The following is a 24,718-nucleotide window of genomic DNA, read 5'->3' as shown; positions in this document are numbered from 1 at the left end:
AACTTCCCGGTTCCGCTTGCGTTGTGCCGGTATGAATAGACCGCCGATTCAAGAAGTTGTCGCAGAGACCGGTGAACCGGTGGAAGCGCCCCCGCCCGAAATGGTTGAGCCCGAACCCGGGCTCTCTCCTGAGGAACTCGAACAGCTCAAACGCGATTACCTGCTGACCCGTTTCTGGATCAGCGCCCGGGGCTTCTGGGGCCGCGGCGGCGGCCGCTTGGCATGGGTTTTGAGCATCGGGCTACTCGCTTTGATCGTCCTGCAAATCACGTTTCAGTACGGCATCAACGTCTGGAACAGGTCGATCTTCGACGCCATCGAGAAGAAGGATGCCGCCAAGGTTTTCTATCTGACCGGAATATTCTTTCCGCTCGCGATCGGCAGCGTTGGTCTTGGGGTCGTACAGGTCTTCGCCCGCATGAACATCCAGCGGCGCTGGCGCGCGTGGCTGACAAATGCCGTGGTGTCGCGATGGCTGACCAACGGCCGCTACTATCAGCTCAATCTGGTCGACGGAGATCACCAGAATCCCGAATACCGGATCGCCGAGGATCTGCGGGTCGCGACCGATGCGCCCGTCGATTTTGCGGCCGGTGTCACGCAGGCGTTTCTCTCGGCGACAACGTTCATTGTCGTGCTGTGGACCATCGGCGGCGCGCTGACACTGTCGATCGGCGGCAGCACCGTCACCATTCCGGGTTTCCTTGTCATTGCGGCCGTTGTGTATGCGGCCATTGCCAGCGGCTCGATGGTCATCATCGGCCGGAACTTCGTGTCGGTGTCCGAGGGCAAGAACCAGGCGGAGGCGGAATACCGTTATGCCCTGACCCGCGTGCGCGAGAATGGCGAAAGCATCGCGCTGCTCGGCGGCGAGGAGGAAGAACGCTCAGGAATAGACAAGTCGTTCGGAAATGTTTTGCGGCAATGGGCGAAGCTGTGCGGTCAGCACATGCGTACGACCGTTGTGTCGCAGGGATCGAGCCTGATCGCACCGGTTATACCGATCCTGCTCTGCGCCCCGAAATTTCTCGAAGGGAGCATGTCGCTGGGACAGGTGATGCAGGCGGCTTCGGCTTTCACCATCGTGCAGGCGGCTTTCGGCTGGCTGGTGGACAATTATCCGCGCCTTGCCGAATGGAATGCCGGTGCGCGGCGCATTGCATCGCTGATGATGTCGCTCGACGGCCTTGAGCGTGCCGAGACCGGCGAGGGGGTCAACCGCATCGAGCGCGGAGAGACAAAGGACGACGCCATGGTGCGCCTGAACGAACTGTCGGTGACGCTGAATGACGGGACTGCCGTTGTCGGAGAGTCCGAGGTGGTGATTGAGCCCGGCGAACGTGTCCTTGTTGCCGGTGAATCCGGCTCCGGCAAGAGCACGCTGGTGCGCGCCATCGCCGGGCTGTGGCCGTGGGGCGGCGGCAGCGTCGACTTCCATCCGGATCGGCGAATTTTCATGCTGCCGCAGAAACCGTATGTCCCGACGGGGACGCTGCGGCGCGCGATTGCCTATCCCGGAGCTGCCGAGGACTGGACGGTCGAGCAGATGGCCGAGACGCTGGAGAAGGTCGGACTCGCGCATCTGAAGGAGAAGATCGAAGAGGATGCTCCGTGGGATCAGACATTGTCGGGCGGCGAAAAGCAGCGGCTGGCGTTCGCGCGGCTCCTTCTGCACCGGCCGGACATCATCGTTCTCGATGAGGCGACATCCGCGCTGGATGACACCGGACAGGACAACCTCATGAAGCTGCTTCACGACGAACTGAAGGATGCCACGATCATCAGCGTCGCCCATCGCACCGAACTGGAAGAGTTTCACAGCCGGAAAATCACGCTCGAACGCCGCAAGGGCGGTGCGAAGCTCGTCAGCGACATCGACCTGATCCCGCGCGACGGCAAGCGGCGTTTGCTGGGCGGATGGCTGCGCCGCCGCGGATCGCCACAGCCTCGCAAGGCGGCCTGACGGAATTGTCCCTTCGGTTCGGGTTTGACAGGTTGCCGTGATAGGGTGCGCAGCGTATAGCCGGACCCATGTCAAAAGCTCCCAAAGCCGGTCCGGCCGCCGATGCGCCCGAAGAGATCGAAGAGTGCACCCGCTGCGGCAAGCCGTTGCCGCTGTGCATCTGCGACAGCGTCAAGCCGATCCGCAACCGGATCGAACTGCTGATCTTGCAGCATCCGCAGGAGCAGGACAGGGCGCTCGGCACCGCGCGGCTGACCGCGCAACATTTCGAGAAGGTCACCCACAAGATCGGATTGTCCTGGCCTAGCCTGTCGAAGGCTTTGGGCCGCTCCGTCGATCCGCAGGACTGGGCCATCCTCTATCTCGGGTCGGCGAAGGTCGCAGACCTTGCAACCGATCGGGATGTCGTTGCGATCGACCGCAAGGGCGAGATCGAGGACCATCAGCGCCAGATTCTGAAAGACATCGAGGGCGTCGTGCTGCTCGACGGCACATGGAGTCAGGCCAAGGCGCTGTGGTGGCGCAATGCGTGGATGCTGAAATGCCGGCGCATCATTCTCGGGCCGGCGCAGCCGTCGCTCTACGGCAAGCTGCGCAAGGAGCCGCGGCGCGACGGCCTCTCGACCATCGAGGCCGCGGGAATGGTTCTCAGCAGGCTGGAAGGACGCGCCGAGATCGAAACCGAACTCAATGCGACGTTCCAGCGGATGCTGACACAGTATCGTGCCGTGCAGTCATCGATGCCCGAACTGGCGCCGAAGCCGAAGAAACGCGATTACCGGCGCCCGGAAAATCGTCGCGGCAAGAAATCGTTGCAGTCATAAAAAACGCCGCCGTAAGCGACGGCGTTTTCTGAATGCGGCCACCGGTCAGAACGTGCGGCGGACGCCGAGCAGACCGGACCAGACACCCTGATCCTTGAAGTCATAGACACCGGTCGGCTTGAAGGTGCCAGTCAACTGGCCAGGATTGGTCAAGGCCTGTGAGCCGGTATGCGACTGATCGAGATAGGAGTAGAGTACTTCGGCCGAGAAGGTCAGGTTTTTGACCGGAGTCCATGCCGTGCGCTGGCCGACCTGCCAGATGCTGAAGTTCGGATTACAGGAATAACCGTTCAGTTTGGGCGACAGAGCCGTGAACGCGGCACAGAATGCCGCCGCGCCGTTCGTATTGTATTCGATGCGGGAATAGGTGCCGACGATTCCGGTCTCCCATGTTGGCGACCAGTTGTGCACGAAAGCGGCCCGGACACCCCATCCCGAAGTCTTCTCGATCTTGCTGCCCGTGGTGTAGACGCCGTCCGTCAACGACAGCACCGCCATGGTCTGATAGCTGCCCGCGAAGGTGGGCGTGCCGCCGCCAAACGCATCGAAAGCGGTTCCTGTCACGCCGCCGATCAGATACTTGGAGGCTCCATTCACATAGGATGCATCGAGCGAAAACTTGTCGCCGGGGCCAGTCGGCAGGTTCTTCAGTTGCAGGCCGCCGAGCACGGCAAAGCCCCATGCATCGCTTGGATGTCCGTTCGGTTCGACCGGGGTGATCCCTCCTGGGCCGGCATAGTAGTTGGCGCGGATGTTATGCACGCCGCCCGAGAGCTGCGCGGTGAAAGCGGTCTGCTCGACCCGGATGTTGCCGACGAAATCAGGCGTGACATTCCCGCCGTAGGAATTGGTGAAGGCGCCGTTGAATGCGCTGGTCGCCGGCTGCGTCAGGCTGGCATTGAGCAGTTGCGCGCGATTGATGACGCGGTTGTCTTCGACCGCGACCGAGGCCGACACGCCGTTACCGAACTGCCAGGTGTAGGCCACCTGCGTGATGCCATTAACGTTGTCGTAGCCGCCCAGCATGAACGACGTCAGCGTGTTGCCGCCGGTGGCGCCCCACGGTGTCTGGAAAATCGACACGGCCTTGCCGAAGGTGAAGCCGGCGAACTGAATGAAGCCGTAGTCCAGCGTCAGCACGCCGGTTTCCGGCAGAGCGCCTGAATCGAACTGGAAGCGCGGATTCATGTAGGTGCGCACCACGCCGTATTCGGTCTGGGTGCGGGTATCGATCTGAAATTCGGTGCGCACGCGGGTCACGAAGTAGTCGCGGTCGCGTGACTTGGTGCCTTCGGCGCTCGTCTGATCCCAGCCGGGCTTGTTGTAGTTGCCGCCGTTGATGCTCCAGTCGGCCCGCATGTAGCCGCTGAGCTTGATGCAGGTATCGGTGCCGGGGATGTAGTAATAGCCGACCCCATACAATGAACAGATCTTGACGTACTGAACGGCCTTGGCCTTGACCGGAAGGTCCGCTGCCGATGCGCTCGCCACCGTTGCGAGGCTGGCCGCAGCGCCGAGGAAAAACGTTCCGATGACGGATGCAGTTTTTCCGGATTGTCCGGCCTTACCAGAGATTTCCATCGACTCGGCCCCCAGCGGTAACATTTGAGGATTGTTACCAACGAAGGTTTCGGGGGCAAGACTGGAAACCCTTACGGATTACAAGGCCGGGCAGTTGCGACATTTTTGTCATAATCGGGCGGGGGCGGCTCAGCGCCATCCCGCGTTCTGGATCAGCAGCACGCCCACGATCACTGCCAAGGTCACTGCGGTCGCGATCAGCATCGACCGTCCGCCCATGCCGCGGCCGATCCACCACAGCAGCGCAGCGCCCATCAGAACCGGAACAATGATGTCGAGGGGTGTGCTCATTCGCGGCTTTCCACGACGCGCGCTGTCACGCCTTCCGGCCCATCCACTTCCGCTCGATCCAGCCGAGCGCGTTGGCGAGCGGCAACTGAAGGAACGGCACATCCTGAGCGATCAGCAACAGGCCAAGCGGCAGCATCCAGAGGCCCAGAATAGGGAGGAAGCCGAAAATGCCGCCAAGGACCAGCAGCAGGGCGAGCGGGATGCGCACCCACCGCGACGACGGCTCGCGCACCCAGCGCACAAAGCGGGCGCCTTTTTCGGGGAGCCGTGATGCGATCCAGTCGAAATGACGGTCGAGTTCGGCCCTTGCTTCTGCGCTCACCTTCAACCTGCCTGTTCCATTCCGGGAGCGCCCCGCGGCCCGTCACAGGGCTGAGCTATATACGCGGGTCATCCCGCGCAAGCTGCGCGAGGCGGGTAGGCTGGTAAGTGATTGATTTGATTGGCTCCCCGGGCTGGATTCGAACCAGCGACCATTCGATTAACAGTCGAATGCTCTACCGCTGAGCTACCGAGGAATACTGCTGAAGCAGCAATGGGGCCGCATATAACAAAGGCCCCGAGTCTTGCAAAGCCCAATCGCTGAAAAATGACAGCGGTCAGACGGGTCGATTAAGAGAGTATTGGAGGCCACGACCAGAATTGAACTGGTGTACACGGTTTTGCAGACCGTTGCGTAACCACTCCGCCACGTGGCCTCACAGGCCGGACTAGTTACAAGGGCACAGGCGCTTATGCAATCCGTCCCGTGCGGGAACAGGTCCATTGCGGCCATTTGGCCACCGAATCCGCGTCCGATGGTGAATTCGGTGCTGCGGAAGCTTCAGCCGCCGCTTTTGGCGTTGCTGGCCGCGATCACCTTCATCATATCGGCGACGGGAAATCCGCCCCGGTTCATGGCGCAGAGCACATCGATCATCTGGTCGCTCGGCTCGTTCGCGGACATCAGGGCCGCGCGCACTTCGGCCGGCAGATCGTCGAACTCGTCCATCTGCCGCCGCATGGTCGACAGCCTGCTCGCAGACAGCTCTCCCTGCTCGGAACCGGGTGCGGATTTGCCCGCTGGCGTTGTTCGATCCTGCTTCATTTGAATGTGTTGGCTGCCACGTCGTAGGTCCAGGTCAGGCGTCCGTTGGTGAAGATCACCGAGCGAAATCCGAGATCGCGCGCCTTGTTGAAGATATTCCCTGATCTTGCAAGGTTAAGGACCGTCGGCCGGTCCATCTTGAAATACTTGTAGTTCAGCACCGTCTCGTGATCGCCGGATGTGCTGATGTCCATCGCAAGTCCCCGGCGCAACATCTGCTTGCCGGTCGTGACTGCGAACTGCTTGCGGCCATCGACATTCCCCAACAACGAATCGAGCCGGTCGCTGACGTTGGTTGCGCCGTGCTTGCGGACATAATCGCGCTCGTTCTTCTGCATCGCCGCCAGCAGCTTCTTCGCGCGCGGGGCTTCCGGAGCTGTGGAGTCGATCGACGCGAGATCAGCCTTGGCGGCGTAGTAATCCGCCAGCGCCGGGAGCTTCTGGCCGGGCTTTGCGGACGCATTGCCGAGCGCCTTGAGGACGGCGGCTGCGCGCTCGAGCATCTTCTTGCGCTTGGGCGCCTGCTGATCCGCGGTTATCGGCGTCGTGGCAGCGGTCTGCGCATGTGCCGGGACCATGCTCGCAAAAATCAGCAGAGCGGCCAGCGGCAGGTACAGCCCGGAGCGGAGAGGGTGTCTTGTCACTCTGTTTGTCATGGGCCCCGCATAAATCGCATCAAGTATCGTTACAATTGACGGTCTCATACCATAGACAGGATTGGCCTTAGCAGACTTGCACCGGGCAGGCTTGCATCGTATGCGGCCTTGCAGCAAATATGTGCCATGCTGGCGCGGGATCGATGGACCTGCGATCCATTCGGTGTCCCTGTCTTGAGGTTATCCCATGACTGATTTCACGGCCTCTCGGCAGAACATGGTCGACTGTCAGGTGCGGCCAAGCGATGTGACCGATCTTAGGATCATCGATGCGATGCTGGCCGTGCCGCGCGAGAATTTCGTGCCGGAGAGCAAGCGCCTCATCGCCTATCTGGATCTCGACATCGATGTCGCGGCGGACGGTCAGCCGAAGCGCTGCCTGATCAAGCCGGCGGTGCTCGCGAAAATGCTTCAGGCCGCAGCGATCACCGAAACCGACCGTGTCCTCGTGGTCGGCTGCGCCACCGGCTATTCGGCGGCTGTCGTGGCTCATCTTGCGGGGCAGGTGTTTGCCACTGAGCCTGATTCGGCACTGGCGGCCGGAGCGGCGAGAAAGCTGGCGGATATCGGCCTCTCCAATGTGACAGTCAGCACGGGCGAACCGGCCGACGGCGACAAGGCTCATGCGCCGTACGATGTCATCGTCATGGACGGGGCGACGGAACTCGAGCCGCACGGGCTGTATGAGCAGTTGAAGATGGGCGGGCGGCTCGTCGGGGTGTTCGCTACCAGCCAGCCGCCGCGTGCCACATTGGTTGCCCGGTCACCGGCCGATTTCGGCAGCCGCGTGCTTTTTGATGCCTCAGCACCGGTTTTGCCGGGCCTGGAGCGCCGCCCGGCGTTCGTTTTCTAGGACTACGTTCCTTCAAAATCCGCAAGTGTGGCTACAATGTCCCAGCCGAACTGTTTCGGCGGCGGCCGGGCCGAAAGGGTTTCACCCCGGCTTGGCGATGCATAGACTTACGCGGAACGGGCACAGGCGACTCAGAGACCCGGTTTTCGCGCGCCCTGATGGCGAGTGTAGAGCCGGTTTGGGGATAGACGTAATGCAAGCTAGATATCGGAAGAAACTCAGTGCGGGTGTCGCTCTGGCGACCCTCCTGTTGTGCCCGGTCATGACTGTCCCGGTTATGGCTGACACAATCGAGGCCGCACTGGTTCGTGCCTACCAGAACAACCCGCAATTGAATGCGCAGCGCGCCTCGGTGCGCGCCACCGACGAAAGCGTCCCACAGGCGCTTTCCGGATATCGTCCGCGCGTTGCCGTAACCGCCAGCGCCGGTACCCAGTACACCGAAACGCAGACCAACACCCAGGTCAGCGGCCGGCTCAGCGAAATCGGACTTCGCGGCGTCAATGCGCCGCGCTCGGTCGGCGCGACCATCAGCCAGACGCTGTACAACGGCGGCCAGACCGGCAATCGCACCCGTGCGGCCGAAAGTCAGGTGTCGGCGGCGCGTGAAGGCCTGCGCGTGCTCGAACAGACCGTGCTGTTCTCGGCTGCGACGGTCTACATGGACTACCTGCGCGACTCGGCCATCGTCGAAGTGCAGAAGAGCAACGTCCGCGTGCTCGAGCAGACTCTCAAACAGACTCGCGACCGTTTCAATGTCGGCGAAGTGACGCGCACCGACGTCGCTCAGTCCGAAGCGCAGCTCGCTGCGGGCCGCACCCAGTTGCTGACCGCAGAATCCAACCTGACGACGACGCGCGCGAACTTCCGCCGCATCATCGGCAACGAGCCTTCAAACCTTGCAGCCGGATCGCCTGTCGATCGTTTTCTGCCGCCTACGCTGGCGGGTGCGGTCGATCTCAGCCTTCTCGAGAATCCGAACGTCACCGCCGCGATGTACGGCATCGACGTCAGCTTCCTTCAGGTGAAGGTCAGCGAAGGCGCGCTGTTCCCGACCGTGACCCTTCAGGGCAGCGTGCAGCAGTCCTATGAAAGCACGATGGCGACCTACAAGGCGTTCGGCGCATCCGCCGTCGCGCAGTTGACCGTGCCCGTCTATCAGGGTGGCGCGGAATACTCGCTGATCCGCCAGTCGAAGGAAACGCTCGCCCAGCAGCGTCTGAACCTCGAACAGGTTCGCGACCAGACCCGCGCCACCGTCGCGCAGGCATGGGGCCAGCTCGTCGCCGGCAAGGCGCAGGTGCAGTCGGCTCAGTCGCAGGTCACGGCGTCTGAAATCGCGCTGAACGGCGTCCGCGAAGAGGCGAGGGTCGGGCAGCGCACCACGCTCGACGTCCTCAACGCACAGCAGGCGCTGGTCAACGCGCGCGTCGCGCTCGTGACGGCGCAGCATGACCGCGTCGTTGCGTCTTACAGTGTGCTGAACTCGATCGGACGTCTGTCGCCGAGCGTCTTGAAGCTCGCCACCAACGTCTACGATCCGAGCGTCCACTATCACCAGGTTCGCGACAGCTGGTTCGGCGTACGCACGCCCGACGGCCGCTAACTTGAATTGGTATTCGCGCCGTGCCCCACATCCGGGCCCGGCGCGAATGTCGAAATCAGTTCGCCGGATCGCCGGTTAACCTTCTCTCATTAGCGCTGTGATCAACCGGCCGAGTTTTTCGCCCGTTGCTTGCAATCAATTGTTGCCATGACATACCGTTCTGAAGGATCGCGAAACGATTCGTGACGGTGGTGTGCGGCTATGGCAGGTCCCTCGATTTGACCTTGCAGCCGATGGGGTGGAGTCCAAGATGACGCAACCGGCAAAGGCGCAGGAGCCCTCGATGGAGGAGATTCTCGCGTCGATCAGGCGCATCATCTCCGATGACGAGGCCAAGCCTGCGGCGGGAGCTGCTGCGGCAGCGCCAGCCGCGTCTGCTCCTGCCCCGGCAGCGCCGCCGAAAACCGAAGTTCCCAAAGCGGAGATGTCGCGGCCTGCGCCTGCGCGGCCCGTGATGACCGGCATTCCGCCGTCCAAGCTCGCTCCCGCCAGACCGGTGCCTGCTCCTGCGCCCGCACCGGCACCCGCGGCAAAGAACAGCCAGGCCGAAATCGACGCGATGATGGCGAGCTTCGATGCGCCTGCGTCCCCGGCGAAAGCTGCGGAGCCGGAGGAAGACGCCGACGTATTCGAATTGACCGAGCAGATGGCGGTGCCCGAGCCGCCGCCGACATTCAACAAGATCGAACCCGAGGACGATCTGGAGTTCACCGAGTCGCCAATGGTTCAAGCTTCACCTCAACGCGCTCCGGCGATGGAAGCGCCCACGTTCACCGAACGGGCGCCGCCACAGCGCGAGATGCCGAAGCAGCGTGAGATGCCGACGCAGCAGATCCTGTCGGGTTCGACGGTCTCGGCGGTGGAATCCGCGTTCAACACGCTGGCGAATACGGTGCTCAGCAACAACGCCCGGACCCTTGAGGATCTCGTCAAGGAGATGCTCCGTCCGATGCTGAAATCCTGGCTCGACGACAACCTGCCGAACCTGGTGGAGCGGATCGTCAAGGCCGAGATCGAACGGGTCTCCCGCGGCCGGTGATTTCGGCGATTTAGGCCTAAATCCTCCATATTCCGAGTGGTTGACTTGAGCCGCGCCGGGGGCTTTCTAGGGCGCGATGAAGTCGGATTGGACCGCGATTTCGTCATTGCGAGGAGCGCCAGCGACGAAGCAATCCAGCTTCCTTTGCCCAGCGCAATCCTGTCTGGATTGCTTCGCTTCGCTCGCAATGACGGCAATGTTCCAGCCCTGATCCACTCCTTTTGATTGCAGTGTGATGATCGAGAAAAACTACCAGCCCGCCGAGATTGAAGACCGTATCGCCCGTGCGTGGGAAGACGCTGGCGCGTTCAAGGCCGGACGGCCGGAGCGCAAGGACGCCGAGCCGTTCACGATCGTCATTCCGCCGCCGAACGTCACCGGCTCGCTGCATATGGGTCACGCGCTCAACAACACGCTGCAGGACATCCTGTGCCGGTTCGAGCGCATGCGCGGCCGCGACGTGTTGTGGCAGCCGGGAACGGACCACGCGGGTATCGCCACGCAGATGGTTGTCGAGCGGCAGTTGATGGAGCGGCAGGAGCCGGGCCGCCGCGACATGGGGCGCGCGAAGTTTCTTGAGCGCGTCTGGCAGTGGAAGGCCGAGTCCGGCGGCACCATCGTCAATCAGCTCAAGCGCCTCGGCGCGTCGTGCGACTGGTCGCGCGAACGCTTCACGATGGACGAAGGACTGTCCCGCGCGGTCGCGAAGGTGTTCGTCGAACTCTACGCGCAGGGCCTGATCTACAAGGACAAGCGGCTGGTCAACTGGGACCCGAAGCTGCTGACCGCGATTTCCGATCTCGAAGTGCAGCAGATCGAGGTCAAGGGCAGCCTCTGGCATCTGCGCTATCCGCTCGAAGGCAAGGAGTTCAATCCCGAGGACCCGTCCACCTTCATCGTGGTCGCGACCACGCGGCCCGAAACCATGCTGGGCGACACGGCTGTCGCCGTGAATCCCGAGGACGACCGCTATAGGAGCGTTGTCGGCAAGAAGGTCGTGCTGCCGCTGGTGGGACGGCTGATTCCGATCGTCGCCGACGATTACTCCGACCCGGAGAAGGGTTCGGGCGCGGTGAAGATCACCCCGGCCCACGACTTCAACGACTTCGAGGTCGGCCGCCGTCACAATCTTCCGTCGATCAGCGTGCTCGATCAGGAAGCGCGTATGTCGCTGTCCGCCAACGAGGACTATCTGCGCGGCTTGCCTGAAGCCGCATTGATCTTCGCCGAAGAGCTGCACGGCAAGGATCGCTTCGCCGCGCGCAAGCTGATCGTCGCGAAGCTGGAAGAGGCGGGCTTCCTTGAGAAGATCGAACCCAACACCCACATGGTGCCGCACGGCGACCGCTCCGGCGTGGTCATCGAGCCGTATCTGACCGACCAGTGGTATGTCGACGCCAAGACGCTGGCCGCGCCTGCGATTGCAGCGGTGCGCAGCGGCGAGACCGCGTTCGTGCCGAAGAACTGGGAGAAGACTTACTTCGAGTGGATGGAGAACATCCAGCCGTGGTGCATCTCGCGCCAGCTCTGGTGGGGTCATCAGATTCCCGCGTGGTACGGACCGGACGGCAAGGTGTTCGTCGCCGAGACCGAGGATGAAGCGGTCGGCAAGGCGCTCGGCTATTACGTGGAGCAGGAAGTCATCACGGCGGAGCAGGGCCATGACATGGCGCTCGATCCGGCGAAGCGCGAAGGCTTCATCACCCGCGACGAAGACGTGCTCGACACCTGGTTCTCGTCGGCGCTGTGGCCGTTCTCGACGCTCGGCTGGCCCGACACCGATGTCGACGTGAAGCGTTACTATCCGACGAATGTTCTCGTGACGGGCTTCGACATCATCTTCTTCTGGGTCGCCCGGATGATGATGATGGGCCTGCACTTCATGAAGGACGTGCCGTTCCCGACCGTCTACATCCACGCGCTCGTCCGCGACGAGAAGGGCGCCAAGATGTCGAAGTCGAAGGGCAACGTCATTGATCCGCTGCATCTGATCGACGATTACGGCGCCGACGCGCTGCGCTTCACACTGGCGGCGATGGCGGCGCAGGGCCGCGACATCAAGCTCTCGACCCAGCGTGTCGAAGGTTACCGCAACTTCGCGACCAAGCTGTGGAACGCCTCGCGCTTCGCCGAAATGAACGGCTGCGCGCTGGCCGACGGTTTCGATCCGGCGAAGGCGAAGGAGACGCTCAACCGCTGGATCGCGCACGAGACCGCGCGCGCCACGCACGACGTCACCGAAGCCATTCAGGCCTATCGCTTCAACGACGCGGCGGGCATCATGTACCGCTTCGTCTGGAACATCTATTGCGACTGGTACCTGGAACTCGCCAAGCCTGTGCTGATGGGTCCGGACTCACCGGCCAAGGTGGAGACGCAGGCCAGCATCGCCTGGGCGCGCGACGAGATCCTCAAGCTGCTGCATCCGTTCATGCCGTTCCTCACCGAGGAGCTTTGGGGCGTCACAGCCAAGCGTGACGGACTCCTTGCCCTCGCCGAGTGGCCGCTGAGAGCCCCGGCCGCGCCGATCATTGAACCGGCAATCTCCGCCGATCCGCTGGCGATGCCCATCGTCGTCCTGCCAGCGCCGGAGCTTGAGCCGTTCAGCGATCCTGCGGCTGAATCCGAAATCGGCTGGCTGATCGAGCTCATCTCGGCAATCCGCTCGATGCGCGCGGAAATGAACATTCCGCCCGCGACGCTGTTTCCGCTGGTGCTGGTCGGTTCGTCCGCCGACATCAAGTCACGTGCGGAGCGCTGGAGCGATGTGATGAAGCGCCTTGCGCGTCTCGGCGAGATTTCGTTTGCCGATCGCGTGCCGGACGGTTCCGTGCAGTTGCTGGTGCGCGGCGAGGTGGCTGCGATTCCGCTCAAGGGCGTGATCGATCTTGCGGCCGAGAAGGTGCGCCTCGACAAGGAACTGGCCAAGGCCGATGCCGACATCAAGCGTGTCGACGCCAAGCTCGGCAACGAGAAGTTCGTCGCCAACGCACCGGAAGAAGTCATCGAAGAACAGCGCGAAAAGCGCGAGGAAGCCGAAAGCCGCAAGGCGAAAATCCTCGAAGCTTTGGAGCGTCTCAAGGGCGCGGAATGACCCTGCAGCGGTCATCCTCGTTCAACGCGCTCCTGCTTCTCTGGCTCGCGGGAAACGGCCTGCGGCTGACGCTGCTTGCCGTACCGCCGGTGCTGGCGCTCATCATTCTGGATCTGAAGCTGTCCGGCACCGAGGTCGGAATCCTGAATGCGATTCCGGTTTTCCTGTTCGCGCTGGTCGCCGTACCCGGCTCGCTGCTGATCGCGCGCGTGGGTGCCGTGCCCGCGCTCATCATCGGGCTTCTGGTTGCGGCTGCGGGTTCGGCGCTGCGCGGCTTCGCGGCCGACTCCTGGCTGCTCTACATCACCACCGTGATCATGGCGGCGGGGATCGCGGTGATGCAGCCCTCGCTGCCGCCCACGGTGCGCCAGTGGGTGCCGGACCGCATCGGCTTTGCCACGGCGGTCTACACCAACGGCCTTCTGTGCGGAGAAATCTTCCCGGTGATGCTCGCGGCTTTTATCGTGCCGCTGCTGGCAGGAAGCTGGCGCGCGAGCCTGGTGCTCTGGTCGATCCCGCTTGTGGCGATTGCGCTCATCATCTTTCTGTTTCAGCCCGGCGGCAAGGATGCCCCGGTCGCTCGTCATCGTCTGTGGATGCCTGACTGGCGCGATCCGTTGCTCTGGAAGCTGGGCCTCATCATGAGCGGGCCGAACCAGCTTTACTTCTGCACCAACGCCTTCCTTCCCGGATACCTTCTGCACACGGACCGCACCGAACTGATCGGCCCGGCGCTTACCGCGCTTAACGTCGGCCAGTTGCCCGCATCATTCATTCTGCTGGTGATGGCAAGCCGCTGGGAACGGAAAAAGTGGCCGTTGCTCTCTGCCGCTGCAATCGGGATTGCCGGCATCTTCGGCATTCTGGTGTCCGGTCAAGCGTGGAGCGTAATCGGATCGGCGGCGATGGTCGGCTTTGCCTGCGCCATCACACTGACTCTCGTGCTCGCATTGCCCGCACTGCTGGTTGCGCCGGACGATGTGCCGCGAATGTCGGCGGGGATCTTCACGATGGGCTATGGCCTTGCGATGACGATCTCGGTTCTCGGCGGCGTCGTGTGGGATATCACCGGGAATGCTGCGTTTGCGTTTGTCCCGATCGCGGTGTGGATGTTGCCGCTCATTTTCTTCACGCTGAGAACCGACTTCTCGACACGCCGGGCCTGAACGGCTGCTGGTGAATTTGAGTCCAGCCAGGAGCGCATGGCTCGGCTGCCTGCGTTTTGATGGATGCTCTTTGGTGAAGCTGTCACGCTTTTCTGGTTATGCAGGCGACGCATGACACGTGCACGAGCTGTCGATCGCCATGTTGCCGCGAGGCAAACAGCCAAAATCTCGAAGCGCCGCCGCTACGTCACTATTCCTCCTTTTGCAGCGAAGTTCGTCACTGTTTCGCCTTATGCCGGAAACGGCTTGCTCATGAATTTCGAGCCCTTCAGTCCGTAGCGCCACGGCAGCTCCACCGCCTTGGTGATGCCGATGCGAAGGCCGCTGACGATCTGCGGTTTGCGCGTGCGTGCGTAAATCGCAATCGGCGGCGTATCGAGGGCGAGGCCGTTGTGCTTGCCGGTCACAGCCATCGCCTCGCAAAGCTTGCCCGGCCCCGAACACAGTGTTCGTTCGTCGTGCAATCCGCGGCGGCGTCGCATCGCCGGGATGCCGTGGGTCGGCTCGATCGCACGGATCAGCACAGCACTGGCGGAGCCTTCCTTCTCGCAAACGAAGTTCATGCACCAGTGAATGCCGTAGGAGCGATAGACGTAGAGAAATCCCGGAGGGCCGAACATCACCATGTTGCGCGGGGTTGGTCCGTTGAACGAATGCGCTGCCGGCTCGGTGTGATGATAGGCCTCGACCTCGACGATGATGCCACCGACGCCATCCACCAGCAGCGTCGCGCCGATCAGGTCAGGCGCCACATCATGGACGCTGCGCGCAAAGAACTTGCGCGTCAGCAGCCGTCCGGCAGGGGCTTGGGACTGGAGTTCAGCCATTTATGGGCAGGGGATAGGCGTGCAGGGCCATGCAGGACCGGTTGGAAACGTGATAGTCATTCCAAGGTAGCACGATGCGGACGGCTTGCGCCAAGACATTGGCGGGCTTAGGTAAGTCTAGGGAAATCGCGGACTTTTCATGGTCACTTTGATCGATACGGTGTCGCCAAATCAGGTGCGCCCACGTCATCCGGAGAAGGTCAACCGGCCCGACGCCAAGTCGCCGGCGAAGCCCGACTGGATTCGCGTGCGTGCGCCGAACTCGCGCGGCTATGCCAATACCCGCAACATCGTCAAGGAAAACGGTCTCGTCACGGTTTGCGAGGAAGCGGGCTGCCCGAACATCGGTGAGTGCTGGGACAAGAAGCACGCCACCTTCATGATCATGGGTGACACCTGCACCCGCGCCTGCGCCTTCTGCAACGTCAAGACTGGCCTACCCAACGCGCTCGACGCGTCCGAGCCGGAGCATGTCGCGCTCGCCGTGCAGAAGCTCGGCCTGCATCATGTGGTCATCACCTCAGTAGACCGCGACGATCTCGCCGACGGCGGTGCGGATCATTTTGCGAAAACCATCCGCGCCATTCGCGCCAGTTGCCCGACGACGACTATTGAAATCCTCACCCCGGATTTTCTGCGTAAAGAGGGGGCGCTGGAGCAGGTGGTCGCAGCCAAGCCCGACGTGTTCAACCACAACCTGGAAACCGTGCCGTCGCGGTATCTGACGGTGCGGCCCGGCGCGCGTTATTTCCATTCCATCCGGCTGCTGCAACGGGTCAAGGAAATGGACCCGACCATCTTCACCAAATCCGGCATCATGGTTGGTCTTGGTGAGGAACGTCATGAAGTACTGCAGGTGATGGACGACTTGCGCTCGGCGGATGTCGATTTCCTCACCATCGGGCAGTACCTGCAGCCGAGCCTCAAGCATCATGCGGTGATGCGCTATGTGACGCCAGACGAATTCGGCGGCTACGAGAAGGTCGCCTATACCAAGGGCTTCCTGATGGTGTCGGCGAGCCCGCTGACGCGCTCGTCGCATCACGCCGGTGAGGATTTCGCCAAGCTGCAGGCGGCGCGCGACGCGGCCAACCGCTAACTCCCTATGCCGCAGTTTTCCAACAAGCGCCGCGTGCGTCACAGCGCAGAGAAGATGTTCGACCTCGTCGCCGATGTCGAACGCTATCCCGAGTTCGTGCCGATGTGCCAGGCGCTGAAGGTGCGCCAGCGCACGCAAAAGCCGGACGGAACTGAAGTCGTCGTTGCCGACATGACCGTGTCGTTTCAGGTCGTGCGCGAGACCTTCACCAGTCGCGTCACGCTGGACAGGCCTAACCTGAAAATCCTTGTCGAATACTTGCAGGGTCCGTTCAGCAAGCTTGAGAACCGCTGGACCTTCGAGGCGAAGTCGGAAAACGCCTGCGATGTCGGCTTCTTCATCGCCTATGAGTTCAAGAGTCGGATGCTCGCGGTGCTGATGGGCGCGATGTTCGACGCCGCTTTCCAGCGCTTCGCCGCGGCGTTCGAGAAACGCGCGGATGCGGTCTATGGGCCGCCGCGCGTGGCCGCTTCTTGAGCGGCGGCTGCGGCCCGCGCGCCATCTCCGTCAGCATCTTCAGCGCTTCCACCACCGACTGTTCACGAACGTTGCTGCGGCCGACCGCGCCGAAGCGGCATTCCTTGTGAGCGATGCGGCCGTCGCGCGCGGCGACTGCCAGATGCACGAGCCCAACAGGCTTGCCCGGCGTCGCGCCGCCCGGTCCGGCGATGCCGGTGATCGAAACCGCCAGATCGACTTCGGCGTGTTCCAGCGCGCCGAACGCCATTGCGGTTGCGGTTTCCTTGCTGACTGCGCCGAATGTTTCCAGCGTCGAGGTCTCGACGCCGAGCATCGCGTGCTTGGCTTCGTTGGAATAGGTGATGAAACCGCGATCGACCACATCGGAAGAGCCGGGAATTTCGGTGAGTGCCGCAGCGACGAGACCACCCGTGCAGGACTCGGCGGTCGCAATGGTCAGCTTGCGCATCCGGCACAGATCCAGCAGCGAGCGGGAAAGGGCGCGGATGACACTGGCGCTCATGCGGATGGCCCGGCGCTCAGGGATTCGTCCCAGGGCAGGCGGATAGTTGCGGCTGCCGTCGCCGCGATACCCTCCTGACGTCCGGTGAAGCCGAGACGTTCGCTGGTTGTCGCCTTTACAGCCACGCGTGACTGCGGCAGTCCGGTAATCTCGGCAATCTTCGCGCGCATCGCTTCGCGCAGCGGGCCGATCTTCGGCGCTTCGCAGATCATGGTCACTTCGAGGTTTGCGATACGGCCGCCGCGCTGATGCACCAGACCGACCGCGTGTTTCAGGAATTGATCGGACGCTGCGCCCTTCCACTTCGGATCGCTCGGCGGGAAGTGTGAGCCGATGTCGCCATCGGCCAATGCGCCGAGGATGGCATCGACAATCGCATGCAATCCGACATCGCCATCGGAATGAGCAAGGAAACCGCGATTGAACGGCACGCGCACGCCGCACAGCATCAGGTGATCGCCGTCGGTCAGCGCATGCACGTCGTAGCCGGTGCCGGTGCGGATGTCGCCCAGCATGGCGCCGAGGCGCGCCTCCTCGCGTGCAAAGTCTTCCGGTGTGGTCAGTTTCATGTTGGCAGCATCGCCTTCAAAGGTTGCGACGGTCAATCCCGCCCATTCCGCGATCGCCGCGTCGTCTGTGAAATCGTCGCGGCCCTCGCGCGCCGCGCGGCGATGGGCTTCGAGAATGGTGTCGAAGCGAAACGCCTGCGGCGTTTGCGCGATTCGAAGATTTGCACGATCCGGTGTCGCCTGGATGGCGCCGGTTGCATCGACGACCTTGATGGTGTCGGTCACCGGCACGACGGGAATTGCTGCGCCGGTGATCAGCGCCGCATCGATGGCGCGCGAGATCACCTTGTCGGTGACGAACGCGCGCGCAGCGTCGTGAATGAGCACGATGTCTGGTGCTTCGCTGGCCAGCGCTTCGAGCCCCGCGCGCACGGACGCCTGCCTTGTGGCGCCGCCATTCACGGGCGTCTGATATTTGAGGTGGCTAACCGCCTGGTCGAAAATATCGGCATCGTCCGGGTTGCGGACCGGCTGGACGGCAAACACGCCCGGATGGGTACAAAACGGCTCCATCGCCCTCGAAAGGACGGTTTTGCCGCCGATGGATCGGTATTGCTTAGGGCCTCCGGTCCCGGCGCGAAGTCCGCGACCGGCAGCAACGATAATGGCGGCAGTCCGTTTTTGGGTTGGCATGATTATTTGACGACCGTCCGAGCAGGGTGGCTGAGCCGATGGTTGGCAGGTTTGGGTGCTGCACTTACCATATTCGGGCAGGGAACAGCACGATTCCGCAACCCTGTGAGGAATTTGGAAGAATTGTTGCGCCGCACTTGCAAGCCGCCCGGAATTGGCTAAAGTGTAGGCATGGCTTCGATATGCTTAGAAATTAAGCTATGCATTCTCCGCAATGAGGCGGGGTTTGGCGAAAAACGAGAATTACAGTGATCGGTATGGCTCCGGAACGTCAGGCAGCGCTGACCATTGGCGATGTTGAAGTCGCAAATCGCGTCCTTCTGGCACCGATGTCCGGCGTGACCGATGCGCCGTTCCGCCGTATCGCCGCTGAGCTGGGAGCCGGGCTTGTCGTCTCGGAAATGACCGCCAGCGATGACCTTGCCCGAGGCCGCCCGATGTCGGTCCTGCGCTGTGAGGCCGCCGGTATCGGCCCGCACGTCGTTCAGCTCGCCGGCTGCGAAACGCGCTGGATGACCGAAGGCGCGAGGATCGCAGAAGCTGCCGGCGCCGATATTATCGATATCAACATGGGCTGCCCCGCGCGTCATGTCACCGGCGGTCAGTCTGGCTCTGCACTGATGCGCGACCTCGATCATGCGCTCCGCCTCATCGACGCCACCGTGTCTGCCGTCTCCGTGCCGGTGACGTTGAAGATGCGGCTGGGCTGGGATGACAAGTCGCTCAATGCTCCGGAGCTGGCGCGCCGCGCCGAAGCGGCGGGCGTCAAGATGATCACCGTTCATGGCCGGACCCGCTGCCAGTTCTACAAGGGAAGCGCCGACTGGGCCGCCGTGCGGCCGGTCAAGGACGCAGTGACCGTACCGGTTGTCGTGAACGGCGACATTACGTCGTTCGAGCAGGCCGCGCTTGCGCTTGAGGCATCGGGGGCAGATGCCGTGATGATCGGGCGGGGTGCGCAAGGACAGCCTTGGCTGCCGGGACAGATTGCACGCCGTCTCGATGGCGGATCACCGGAGTCCGAGCCACATCTCAGCGAGCAACTCGAGCATGTTTGCAAGCTCTACAATCAGGTCGTCGAGCACTACGGCGCCCGTGTCGGCTCACGTCATGCGCGCAAGCATCTGGGCTGGGCTCTTGATGTCGCGGCAAAAGGCAGTGCCGCATCTGCGGATGCTCTCAAGCGCTGGCGCCAGACGATCCTGACGGCGACAGATCCGGCGCATGTTCGCCGCTCGCTTCACGATGCCTTTGGCGAATTCTCCTGGAGCGCCGCCGCATGAGCAATGCCGCTGAAAAACGCGTTCCACAGCTCGCCAATAGCGATGCAATTCTGAACGCGCTGCCCAATCCGGTGATGCTTGTGGCTCCGGACGGCAAGATCCTCGACGCGAACATTGCAGCGGAATCGTTTTTTGAGACCTCGATTCCACACTTGCAGCGGCAGATGCTGCGCGAATTGGTGCCGTTCGGCAGCCCGCTGCTTGCGCTTATCGATCAGGTACGCCGTACCGGATCGGCTGTGAACGAATACAAGGTCGATCTCGGCACGCCGCGTATCGGAGGCGACCGCCAGGTCGATCTTCATGTCGCTCCGCTCAGCGAGCATCCCGGTCATATCGTGGTGATGCTTCAGGAACGCACCATCGCCGACAAGATGGATCGTCAACTAACTCATCGCAGTGCCGCCCGCTCGGTGATCGCGCTGGCTGCAATGCTGGCGCATGAAATCAAAAATCCGCTGTCGGGCATTCGCGGCGCCGCACAGTTACTGGAGCAGGCCGCATCGCCGGAAGACCGCACGCTGACACGTCTGATCTGCGACGAGGCGGATCGCATCGTGACGCTTGTCGATCGTATGGAAGTGTTTGGCGACGAACGCCCTGTGGCGCGCGGACCGGTGAATATCCATTCGGTATTCGACCATGTGAAGCGGCTGGCCCAGTCCGGCTTCGCCCGTAACATCAAGTTCATCGAAGAGTACGACCCTTCGTTGCCGCCTGTGCTGGCCAACCAGGATCAGCTTATTCAGGTGTTCCTGAATCTCGTGAAGAACGCGGCCGAGGCCGTCGCGGATCTCGGGACAGACGGCGAAATTCAGTTGACCACGGCATTCCGGCCGGGTGTGCGCCTCTCGGTGCCCGGCAAAAAATCACGCGTTTCGCTGCCGCTGGAATTCTGTGTGAAAGACAACGGGCCAGGGGTCCCGGACGATTTACTGCCGAATCTGTTCGATCCGTTCGTGACCACCAAGCCGACCGGCAGCGGTCTTGGTCTCGCGCTTGTCGCCAAGATCGTGAACGATCATGGCGGCATTATCGAATGTGAATCCCAGCCGCGGAAAACGGTTTTCCGCGTGCTGCTGCCGATGTTCAACGCAACCAAAAACAACAATCACATCCACAGCAATAGCGATGGGCGCCCGGGAACGCTCTCGCATGCCTCACAGACCGCAGATGAGGAATAAGTAACAATGCCCGCAGGTAGCATACTAGTCGCTGACGACGACACCGCCATCCGTACCGTGCTTAATCAGGCACTGTCCCGCGCCGGATATGAGGTGCGGCTGACGGGCAATGCCGCCACGCTCTGGCGTTGGGTGAGCCAGGGCGAGGGCGATCTCGTCATCACCGACGTTGTGATGCCGGATGAGAATGCGTTCGACCTGTTGCCGCGGATCAAGAAGATGCGTCCGAATCTGCCTGTCATCGTCATGAGTGCGCAGAACACTTTCATGACCGCGATCAGGGCATCGGAGCGCGGCGCTTACGAATATCTGCCGAAGCCGTTCGATCTCAAGGAATTGATTGCGATCGTCGGCCGCGCCCTGTCCGAGCCGAAGGAGCGTCCGGCGACAGTCAAGGACGAGGGCGAGTTCGACTCCATTCCGCTGGTCGGCCGCTCGCCTGCGATGCAGGAAATCTACCGCGTGCTCGCGCGCCTGATGCAGACCGATCTGACCGTCATGATCTCCGGCGAATCCGGCACCGGCAAGGAACTGGTCGCGCGAGCGCTGCATGACTACGGCAAGCGCCGCAACGGCCCGTTCGTTGCGGTGAACATGGCGGCTATTCCGCGCGATTTGATCGAGTCCGAACTGTTCGGGCACGAGCGTGGCGCGTTCACCGGCGCGAATGCCCGCGCGACCGGCCGGTTCGAGCAGGCCGAAGGTGGCACGCTGTTCCTCGACGAAATCGGCGATATGCCGATGGAGGCGCAGACCCGCTTGCTGCGTGTCTTGCAGCAGGGCGAATACACAACGGTCGGCGGGCGCACACCGATCAAGACCGACGTGCGGATCGTGGCGGCCAGCAACAAGGACCTCCGCATTCTCATTCAGCAGGGTCTGTTCCGTGAAGACCTGTTCTTCCGCCTTAACGTGGTCCCGCTGCGCCTGCCGCCGCTGCGCGAGCGGATTGAGGATTTGCCTGACCTGATCAGGCACTTCTTTGCGCTGGCGGAAAAGGACGGCTTGCCACCGAAGAAGCTCGATGCACAGGCGCTTGAACGGCTCAAGCAGCATCGCTGGCCGGGCAACGTACGCGAGCTTGAGAACCTCGCGCGCCGCCTTGCGGCGCTTTACCCGCAGGACGTCATCACCGGTTCAGTGATCGAAGGCGAACTGGCGCCGCCTGCCGTGGTGTCTGGCGGCAGCATGCCGCAAAGCGTGGACAACCTCGGAGGGGCGGTGGAGATGTATCTCGCATCACATTTCGCCGGGTTCCCGAACGGTCTGCCGCCACCAGGGCTTTATCACCGCATCCTGAAGGAGATCGAAGTTCCGCTGCTGACGGCGGCGCTGGCGGCCAATCGCGGCAACCAGATCAGGGCAGCCGATCTCCTCGGGCTGAACCGGAATACCCTGCGCAAGAAGATTCGGGATCTCGACATTCAGGTCTACCGGAGCGGCGGCTAGGCTTGTTTTCGGCTGCAGCGGAAGCGGATTAGGGCAGACCGGCGAAGGGGCTAGTCCCCTGTTTCAGGCTCTGCGCAGTGGCATTCCGGTGACGGGGCCGGATTTTCGGGTGTCCCGGCTCGCTTAGAAGCCGTTGAAGGCGCAATTCGTCACGGACATGCGCCTAGGAAATGTCGCAATTCAGCAACATTGTGATATGAATGCATCACTGGTCGGGGCATCCGCCTCGCACCTGGCAAAATTGGCCTGACACGATCCCGCATGAGCGCAGCAGAGGCGTCGGCCCAAACCCTCGACCCGTCGGTTGCCGAGCCTTCCGGCCGGCCATGGCATCGGCTATTGGCGCCGTTCGCCGTTGGCATTTCGCTGCTGTCTGCGTTCCTGACGTTCGTGGTGCTGACCGGATTAACGCCGATCGCACCCGTCCATAGCGTCGTTATTACTTTCCTCCTGATCAACGGCGCGACCATCCTGCTGCTGCTGGCGATTATCGCCCGCGAGGTCTGGCAGGTGGTTCAGGCCCGCCGCCGTGGCCGCGCTGCTGCGCGCCTGCACGTCCAGATTGTCAGCCTGTTTTCAGTGATCGCGGTTTTGCCGGCGGTGCTGGTGTCGATCGTGGCGAATGTCACCATCGATCGCGGACTGGATCGGCTGTTTTCCGTCCGCACCCGCGCGGTGATCGAAAATTCGCTGATCGTTGCCAACGCCTATGTCTATGAACACGCGCAGCTCATTCGCGGGGACATCATCGGGATGTCGAACGACATCGCGCGTGCACGGCCATTGTTCGATCAGGACCGGCAGACCTTCCGCAACGTGCTGACGTCGAGTGCGACCTCGCGCAATCTGCCTGGCGCCATGATCATCGACAAGGATCGGAACATCCTTGAGACGGCTGCCACCGGAATCCGGCAGGATTTTCAGACTCCCGCAGGGGATTTTCTGAAGAACGTCACCGAGGATGAACCCCAGATCGGTGTCTTTATCGAACAGAACTACGTCGCCGCGGTGATTCGTTTGCGCGCGTTTCAGGATACGTTCCTTTACGTGGCCCGCATTCTCGATCCGCGCGTCGTCGCGCAGTTGCAGCAGACCCAGGCGAGCGTGAAGGAATACGCCGAACTCGAGTCGCGGCGACTGGGAATTCAGGTCGCCTTCGCGCTGATGTTCACGGTGATCGCGCTCACCGTGCTCATGTCATCGGTGCTGATCGGGCTTAATTTCGCCAACTGGCTTGTCGCGCCGATCCGCCGTTTGATGAGCGCGGCCAATCTCGTGTCCACAGGCGATCTGCATGTTCAGGTCCCCGTGATCAAGTCCGAGGGCGATCTCGCCAATCTCGGCGAGACATTCAACAAGATGACGCAGGAATTGCGCACGCAGCGCGACGATCTTGTGAATGCGAGCGGTCTTATCGACAGCCGCCGCCGGTTTATCGAGGCGGTTCTTTCATCAGCGAGCGCCGGCATTATCGGTGTCGATGGCGCCGGCAAGATCGCCGTTCTGAATCGCTCGGCGGAAAAGCTGATCGGTCATTCGGAATCGGAGGTTTTGAGCAAGCCACTATCCGAGATTGTTCCGGAACTTAATGAGTTGATGACGACGGCCCGCAGCAGCGCGCAAAGGTTGCTGCAGGGGCAGATCGAGATCAGCCGCGACAACGTCGAACGCAACCTGTCGGTGCGGGTCAGTTCAGAACAGACTGGACAATCGAACGAGAGCTACATCATCACCCTCGACGATATTACTGAACTGGTGACCGCGCAGCGGACATCCGCGTGGGCCGACGTCGCCCGACGCATCGCACATGAGATCAAGAACCCGCTGACCCCGATCCAGCTATCGGCGGAGCGCATTCGCCGCAAGTTCGGCAAGGTTATAACCGAGGATCGGCCGATCTTCGACCAGTGCACGGACACGATTATCCGCCAGGTCGATGATATCCGCAGGATGGTGGATGAGTTCTCGAAGTTCGCGCGCATGCCGAAGCCCGTGATAGAGGGCGAGGATGTCGCAGATACGGTTCGTCAGACGGTGTTCCTGATGCGCGTCGGCTATCCCGATATCGATATCGATGTCGACATCAAGCAGGAGCCGATGCAGGCGAAATTCGACCGGCGCCTGATCTCGCAGGGACTGACTAACATCATCAAGAACGCCACGGAAGCCATCAGCGCGGTTCCTCCGGCAGAGATCGAGCGCGGACACATCGATGTCATCGCCGCGCGTGAAAACGACGATATCGTGATCGATATTGTGGACAACGGAATCGGGCTGCCCAAAGAAAGCCGCGCGCGGCTGCTTGAGCCGTATGTGACCACCCGCGAAAAGGGTACCGGCCTTGGTCTCGCGATCGTTGGCCGCGTCCTCGAAGATCACGGCGGACGCATCGAACTGAATGACGCATCCATCCTTCGCCACGGAGCACGGGGCGCGTGGGTGCGGATGAGATTTTCTGTCTTCGGCCAGGCGAAGGACGCCGCGGCCGAGGAAAAACACGAAGCAAAAACCGAAGCCGTAACCGGCGATTGA

At 62.1% G+C, this 24,718-nt stretch carries 20 protein-coding genes, 2 tRNA genes and 1 pseudogene; 13 read left to right on the top strand and 10 right to left on the bottom strand.

Annotated elements, in window-relative coordinates; genetic code table 11:
* Positions 1–31 precede the first annotated feature (31 nt).
* Entirely contained in the window at positions 32–1,963 is a 1,932-nt protein-coding gene (locus tag I554_RS0103540) for an ABC transporter ATP-binding protein/permease (RefSeq protein WP_024577909.1), read from the top strand.
* A gap of 68 nt (positions 1,964–2,031) precedes the next feature.
* Positions 2,032–2,787 carry a tRNA-uridine aminocarboxypropyltransferase gene (locus I554_RS0103535; RefSeq protein ID WP_024577910.1) on the top strand — a complete coding sequence of 252 codons (756 nt, stop codon included), beginning with the start codon at positions 2,032–2,034 and terminating at the stop codon, positions 2,785–2,787.
* A gap of 45 nt (positions 2,788–2,832) precedes the next feature.
* Here I554_RS0103535 and I554_RS0103530 read toward each other — a convergent pair whose 3' ends face one another.
* The 7 genes from I554_RS0103530 to I554_RS0103500 all read right to left on the bottom strand — a co-directional run bounded on the left by I554_RS0103530 (position 2,833) and on the right by I554_RS0103500 (position 6,390).
* On the bottom strand, positions 2,833–4,368 hold the full coding sequence (locus I554_RS0103530; RefSeq protein WP_024577911.1) for a porin: 1,536 nt from the start codon (positions 4,366–4,368) through the stop codon (positions 2,833–2,835).
* Positions 4,369–4,497: 129 nt separating this feature from the next.
* Positions 4,498–4,659: a hypothetical protein gene (locus I554_RS27170; RefSeq protein ID WP_162832190.1), complete on the bottom strand. Its 162-nt coding sequence runs from the start codon at positions 4,657–4,659 to the stop codon at positions 4,498–4,500.
* A 25-nt stretch (positions 4,660–4,684) separates the two neighbouring features.
* Complete coding sequence (locus I554_RS0103520; RefSeq protein ID WP_024577912.1) at positions 4,685–4,981, bottom strand: hypothetical protein; 297 nt, start codon at positions 4,979–4,981, stop codon at positions 4,685–4,687.
* A gap of 121 nt (positions 4,982–5,102) precedes the next feature.
* Positions 5,103–5,177, bottom strand: a tRNA-Asn gene (locus tag I554_RS0103515).
* A 106-nt stretch (positions 5,178–5,283) separates the two neighbouring features.
* A tRNA-Cys gene (locus I554_RS0103510) sits at positions 5,284–5,357 on the bottom strand.
* Positions 5,358–5,482: 125 nt separating this feature from the next.
* Positions 5,483–5,746 carry a hypothetical protein gene (locus I554_RS0103505; RefSeq protein ID WP_024577913.1) on the bottom strand — a complete coding sequence of 88 codons (264 nt, stop codon included), beginning with the start codon at positions 5,744–5,746 and terminating at the stop codon, positions 5,483–5,485.
* On the bottom strand, positions 5,743–6,390 hold the full coding sequence (locus I554_RS0103500) for a hypothetical protein (protein ID WP_244432706.1): 648 nt from the start codon (positions 6,388–6,390) through the stop codon (positions 5,743–5,745). Before I554_RS0103500 ends, I554_RS0103505 begins: the two co-directional genes overlap by 4 nt.
* A gap of 199 nt (positions 6,391–6,589) precedes the next feature.
* Between I554_RS0103500 and I554_RS0103495 the strand changes: the two genes are divergently transcribed.
* From I554_RS0103495 to I554_RS0103470, 5 genes are all read left to right on the top strand, one after another.
* The gene (locus I554_RS0103495; protein ID WP_024577915.1) at positions 6,590–7,255 is read left to right on the top strand and encodes a protein-L-isoaspartate O-methyltransferase; all 666 of its coding nucleotides are present in this window, start codon (positions 6,590–6,592) and stop codon (positions 7,253–7,255) included.
* 193 nt (positions 7,256–7,448) lie between these two features.
* Positions 7,449–8,861, top strand: a complete 1,413-nt coding sequence (locus tag I554_RS0103490) for a TolC family outer membrane protein (protein WP_024577916.1) — start codon at positions 7,449–7,451, stop codon at positions 8,859–8,861.
* Between the two features lie 250 nt (positions 8,862–9,111).
* Positions 9,112–9,900, top strand: coding sequence for a DUF2497 domain-containing protein (locus I554_RS0103485; RefSeq protein ID WP_024577917.1), 789 nt, complete (start codon positions 9,112–9,114; stop codon positions 9,898–9,900).
* 235 nt (positions 9,901–10,135) lie between these two features.
* Entirely contained in the window at positions 10,136–12,994 is a 2,859-nt protein-coding gene (locus tag I554_RS0103475; RefSeq protein ID WP_024577919.1) for a valine--tRNA ligase, read from the top strand.
* Positions 12,991–14,160 carry an MFS transporter gene (locus tag I554_RS0103470; protein WP_024577920.1) on the top strand — a complete coding sequence of 390 codons (1,170 nt, stop codon included), beginning with the start codon at positions 12,991–12,993 and terminating at the stop codon, positions 14,158–14,160. Before I554_RS0103475 ends, I554_RS0103470 begins: the two co-directional genes overlap by 4 nt.
* Before the next feature lie 230 nt (positions 14,161–14,390).
* Here the strand turns inward: I554_RS0103470 and I554_RS0103465 are convergent, their stop codons facing one another.
* Positions 14,391–14,987, bottom strand: a complete 597-nt coding sequence (locus I554_RS0103465; RefSeq protein ID WP_024577921.1) for a DNA-3-methyladenine glycosylase — start codon at positions 14,985–14,987, stop codon at positions 14,391–14,393.
* A gap of 139 nt (positions 14,988–15,126) precedes the next feature.
* Between I554_RS0103465 and lipA the strand changes: the two genes are divergently transcribed.
* Both lipA and I554_RS0103455 read left to right on the top strand, forming a co-directional pair.
* Positions 15,127–16,086 carry a lipoyl synthase gene (gene lipA / locus I554_RS0103460; protein WP_024577922.1) on the top strand — a complete coding sequence of 320 codons (960 nt, stop codon included), beginning with the start codon at positions 15,127–15,129 and terminating at the stop codon, positions 16,084–16,086.
* Between the two features lie 6 nt (positions 16,087–16,092).
* A pseudogene (locus tag I554_RS0103455) lies at positions 16,093–16,455 on the top strand (type II toxin-antitoxin system RatA family toxin); the annotation flags it as partial.
* Here I554_RS0103455 and I554_RS26205 read toward each other — a convergent pair.
* Both I554_RS26205 and I554_RS0103445 read right to left on the bottom strand, forming a co-directional pair.
* Positions 16,439–17,068 (bottom strand): CinA family protein, encoded by a 630-nt coding sequence (locus I554_RS26205; RefSeq protein WP_024577924.1) that lies wholly within the window; start codon positions 17,066–17,068, stop codon positions 16,439–16,441. The pseudogene I554_RS0103455 and the gene I554_RS26205 overlap by 17 nt on opposite strands.
* A complete protein-coding gene (locus tag I554_RS0103445; protein WP_024577925.1) occupies positions 17,065–18,270 on the bottom strand; it encodes a bifunctional 2-C-methyl-D-erythritol 4-phosphate cytidylyltransferase/2-C-methyl-D-erythritol 2,4-cyclodiphosphate synthase in 1,206 nt (401 codons plus the stop codon). The genes I554_RS26205 and I554_RS0103445 overlap by 4 nt, the downstream gene beginning before the upstream one ends.
* Before the next feature lie 257 nt (positions 18,271–18,527).
* Between I554_RS0103445 and dusB the strand changes: the two genes are divergently transcribed.
* The 4 genes from dusB to I554_RS0103425 all read left to right on the top strand — a co-directional run bounded on the left by dusB (position 18,528) and on the right by I554_RS0103425 (position 24,718).
* A complete protein-coding gene (gene dusB / locus I554_RS0103440) occupies positions 18,528–19,553 on the top strand; it encodes a tRNA dihydrouridine synthase DusB (RefSeq protein ID WP_051358567.1) in 1,026 nt (341 codons plus the stop codon).
* Positions 19,550–20,737 (top strand): nitrogen regulation protein NR(II), encoded by a 1,188-nt coding sequence (locus I554_RS0103435; protein ID WP_024577927.1) that lies wholly within the window; start codon positions 19,550–19,552, stop codon positions 20,735–20,737. The genes dusB and I554_RS0103435 overlap by 4 nt, the downstream gene beginning before the upstream one ends.
* Positions 20,738–20,743: 6 nt before the next feature.
* Positions 20,744–22,186 (top strand): nitrogen regulation protein NR(I), encoded by a 1,443-nt coding sequence (gene ntrC, locus I554_RS0103430; RefSeq protein ID WP_024577928.1) that lies wholly within the window; start codon positions 20,744–20,746, stop codon positions 22,184–22,186.
* A 261-nt stretch (positions 22,187–22,447) separates the two neighbouring features.
* Positions 22,448–24,718 carry a PAS domain-containing sensor histidine kinase gene (locus I554_RS0103425; RefSeq protein WP_024577929.1) on the top strand — a complete coding sequence of 757 codons (2,271 nt, stop codon included), beginning with the start codon at positions 22,448–22,450 and terminating at the stop codon, positions 24,716–24,718.

The sequence above is a fragment of the Afipia sp. OHSU_II-C1 genome (genome assembly GCF_000497575.1).
Taxonomy (GTDB): Bacteria; Pseudomonadota; Alphaproteobacteria; order Rhizobiales; family Xanthobacteraceae; genus Afipia.
Note: the sequence above shows the minus strand (reverse complement) of the source record. Positions and strands in the feature narration are given on the sequence as shown.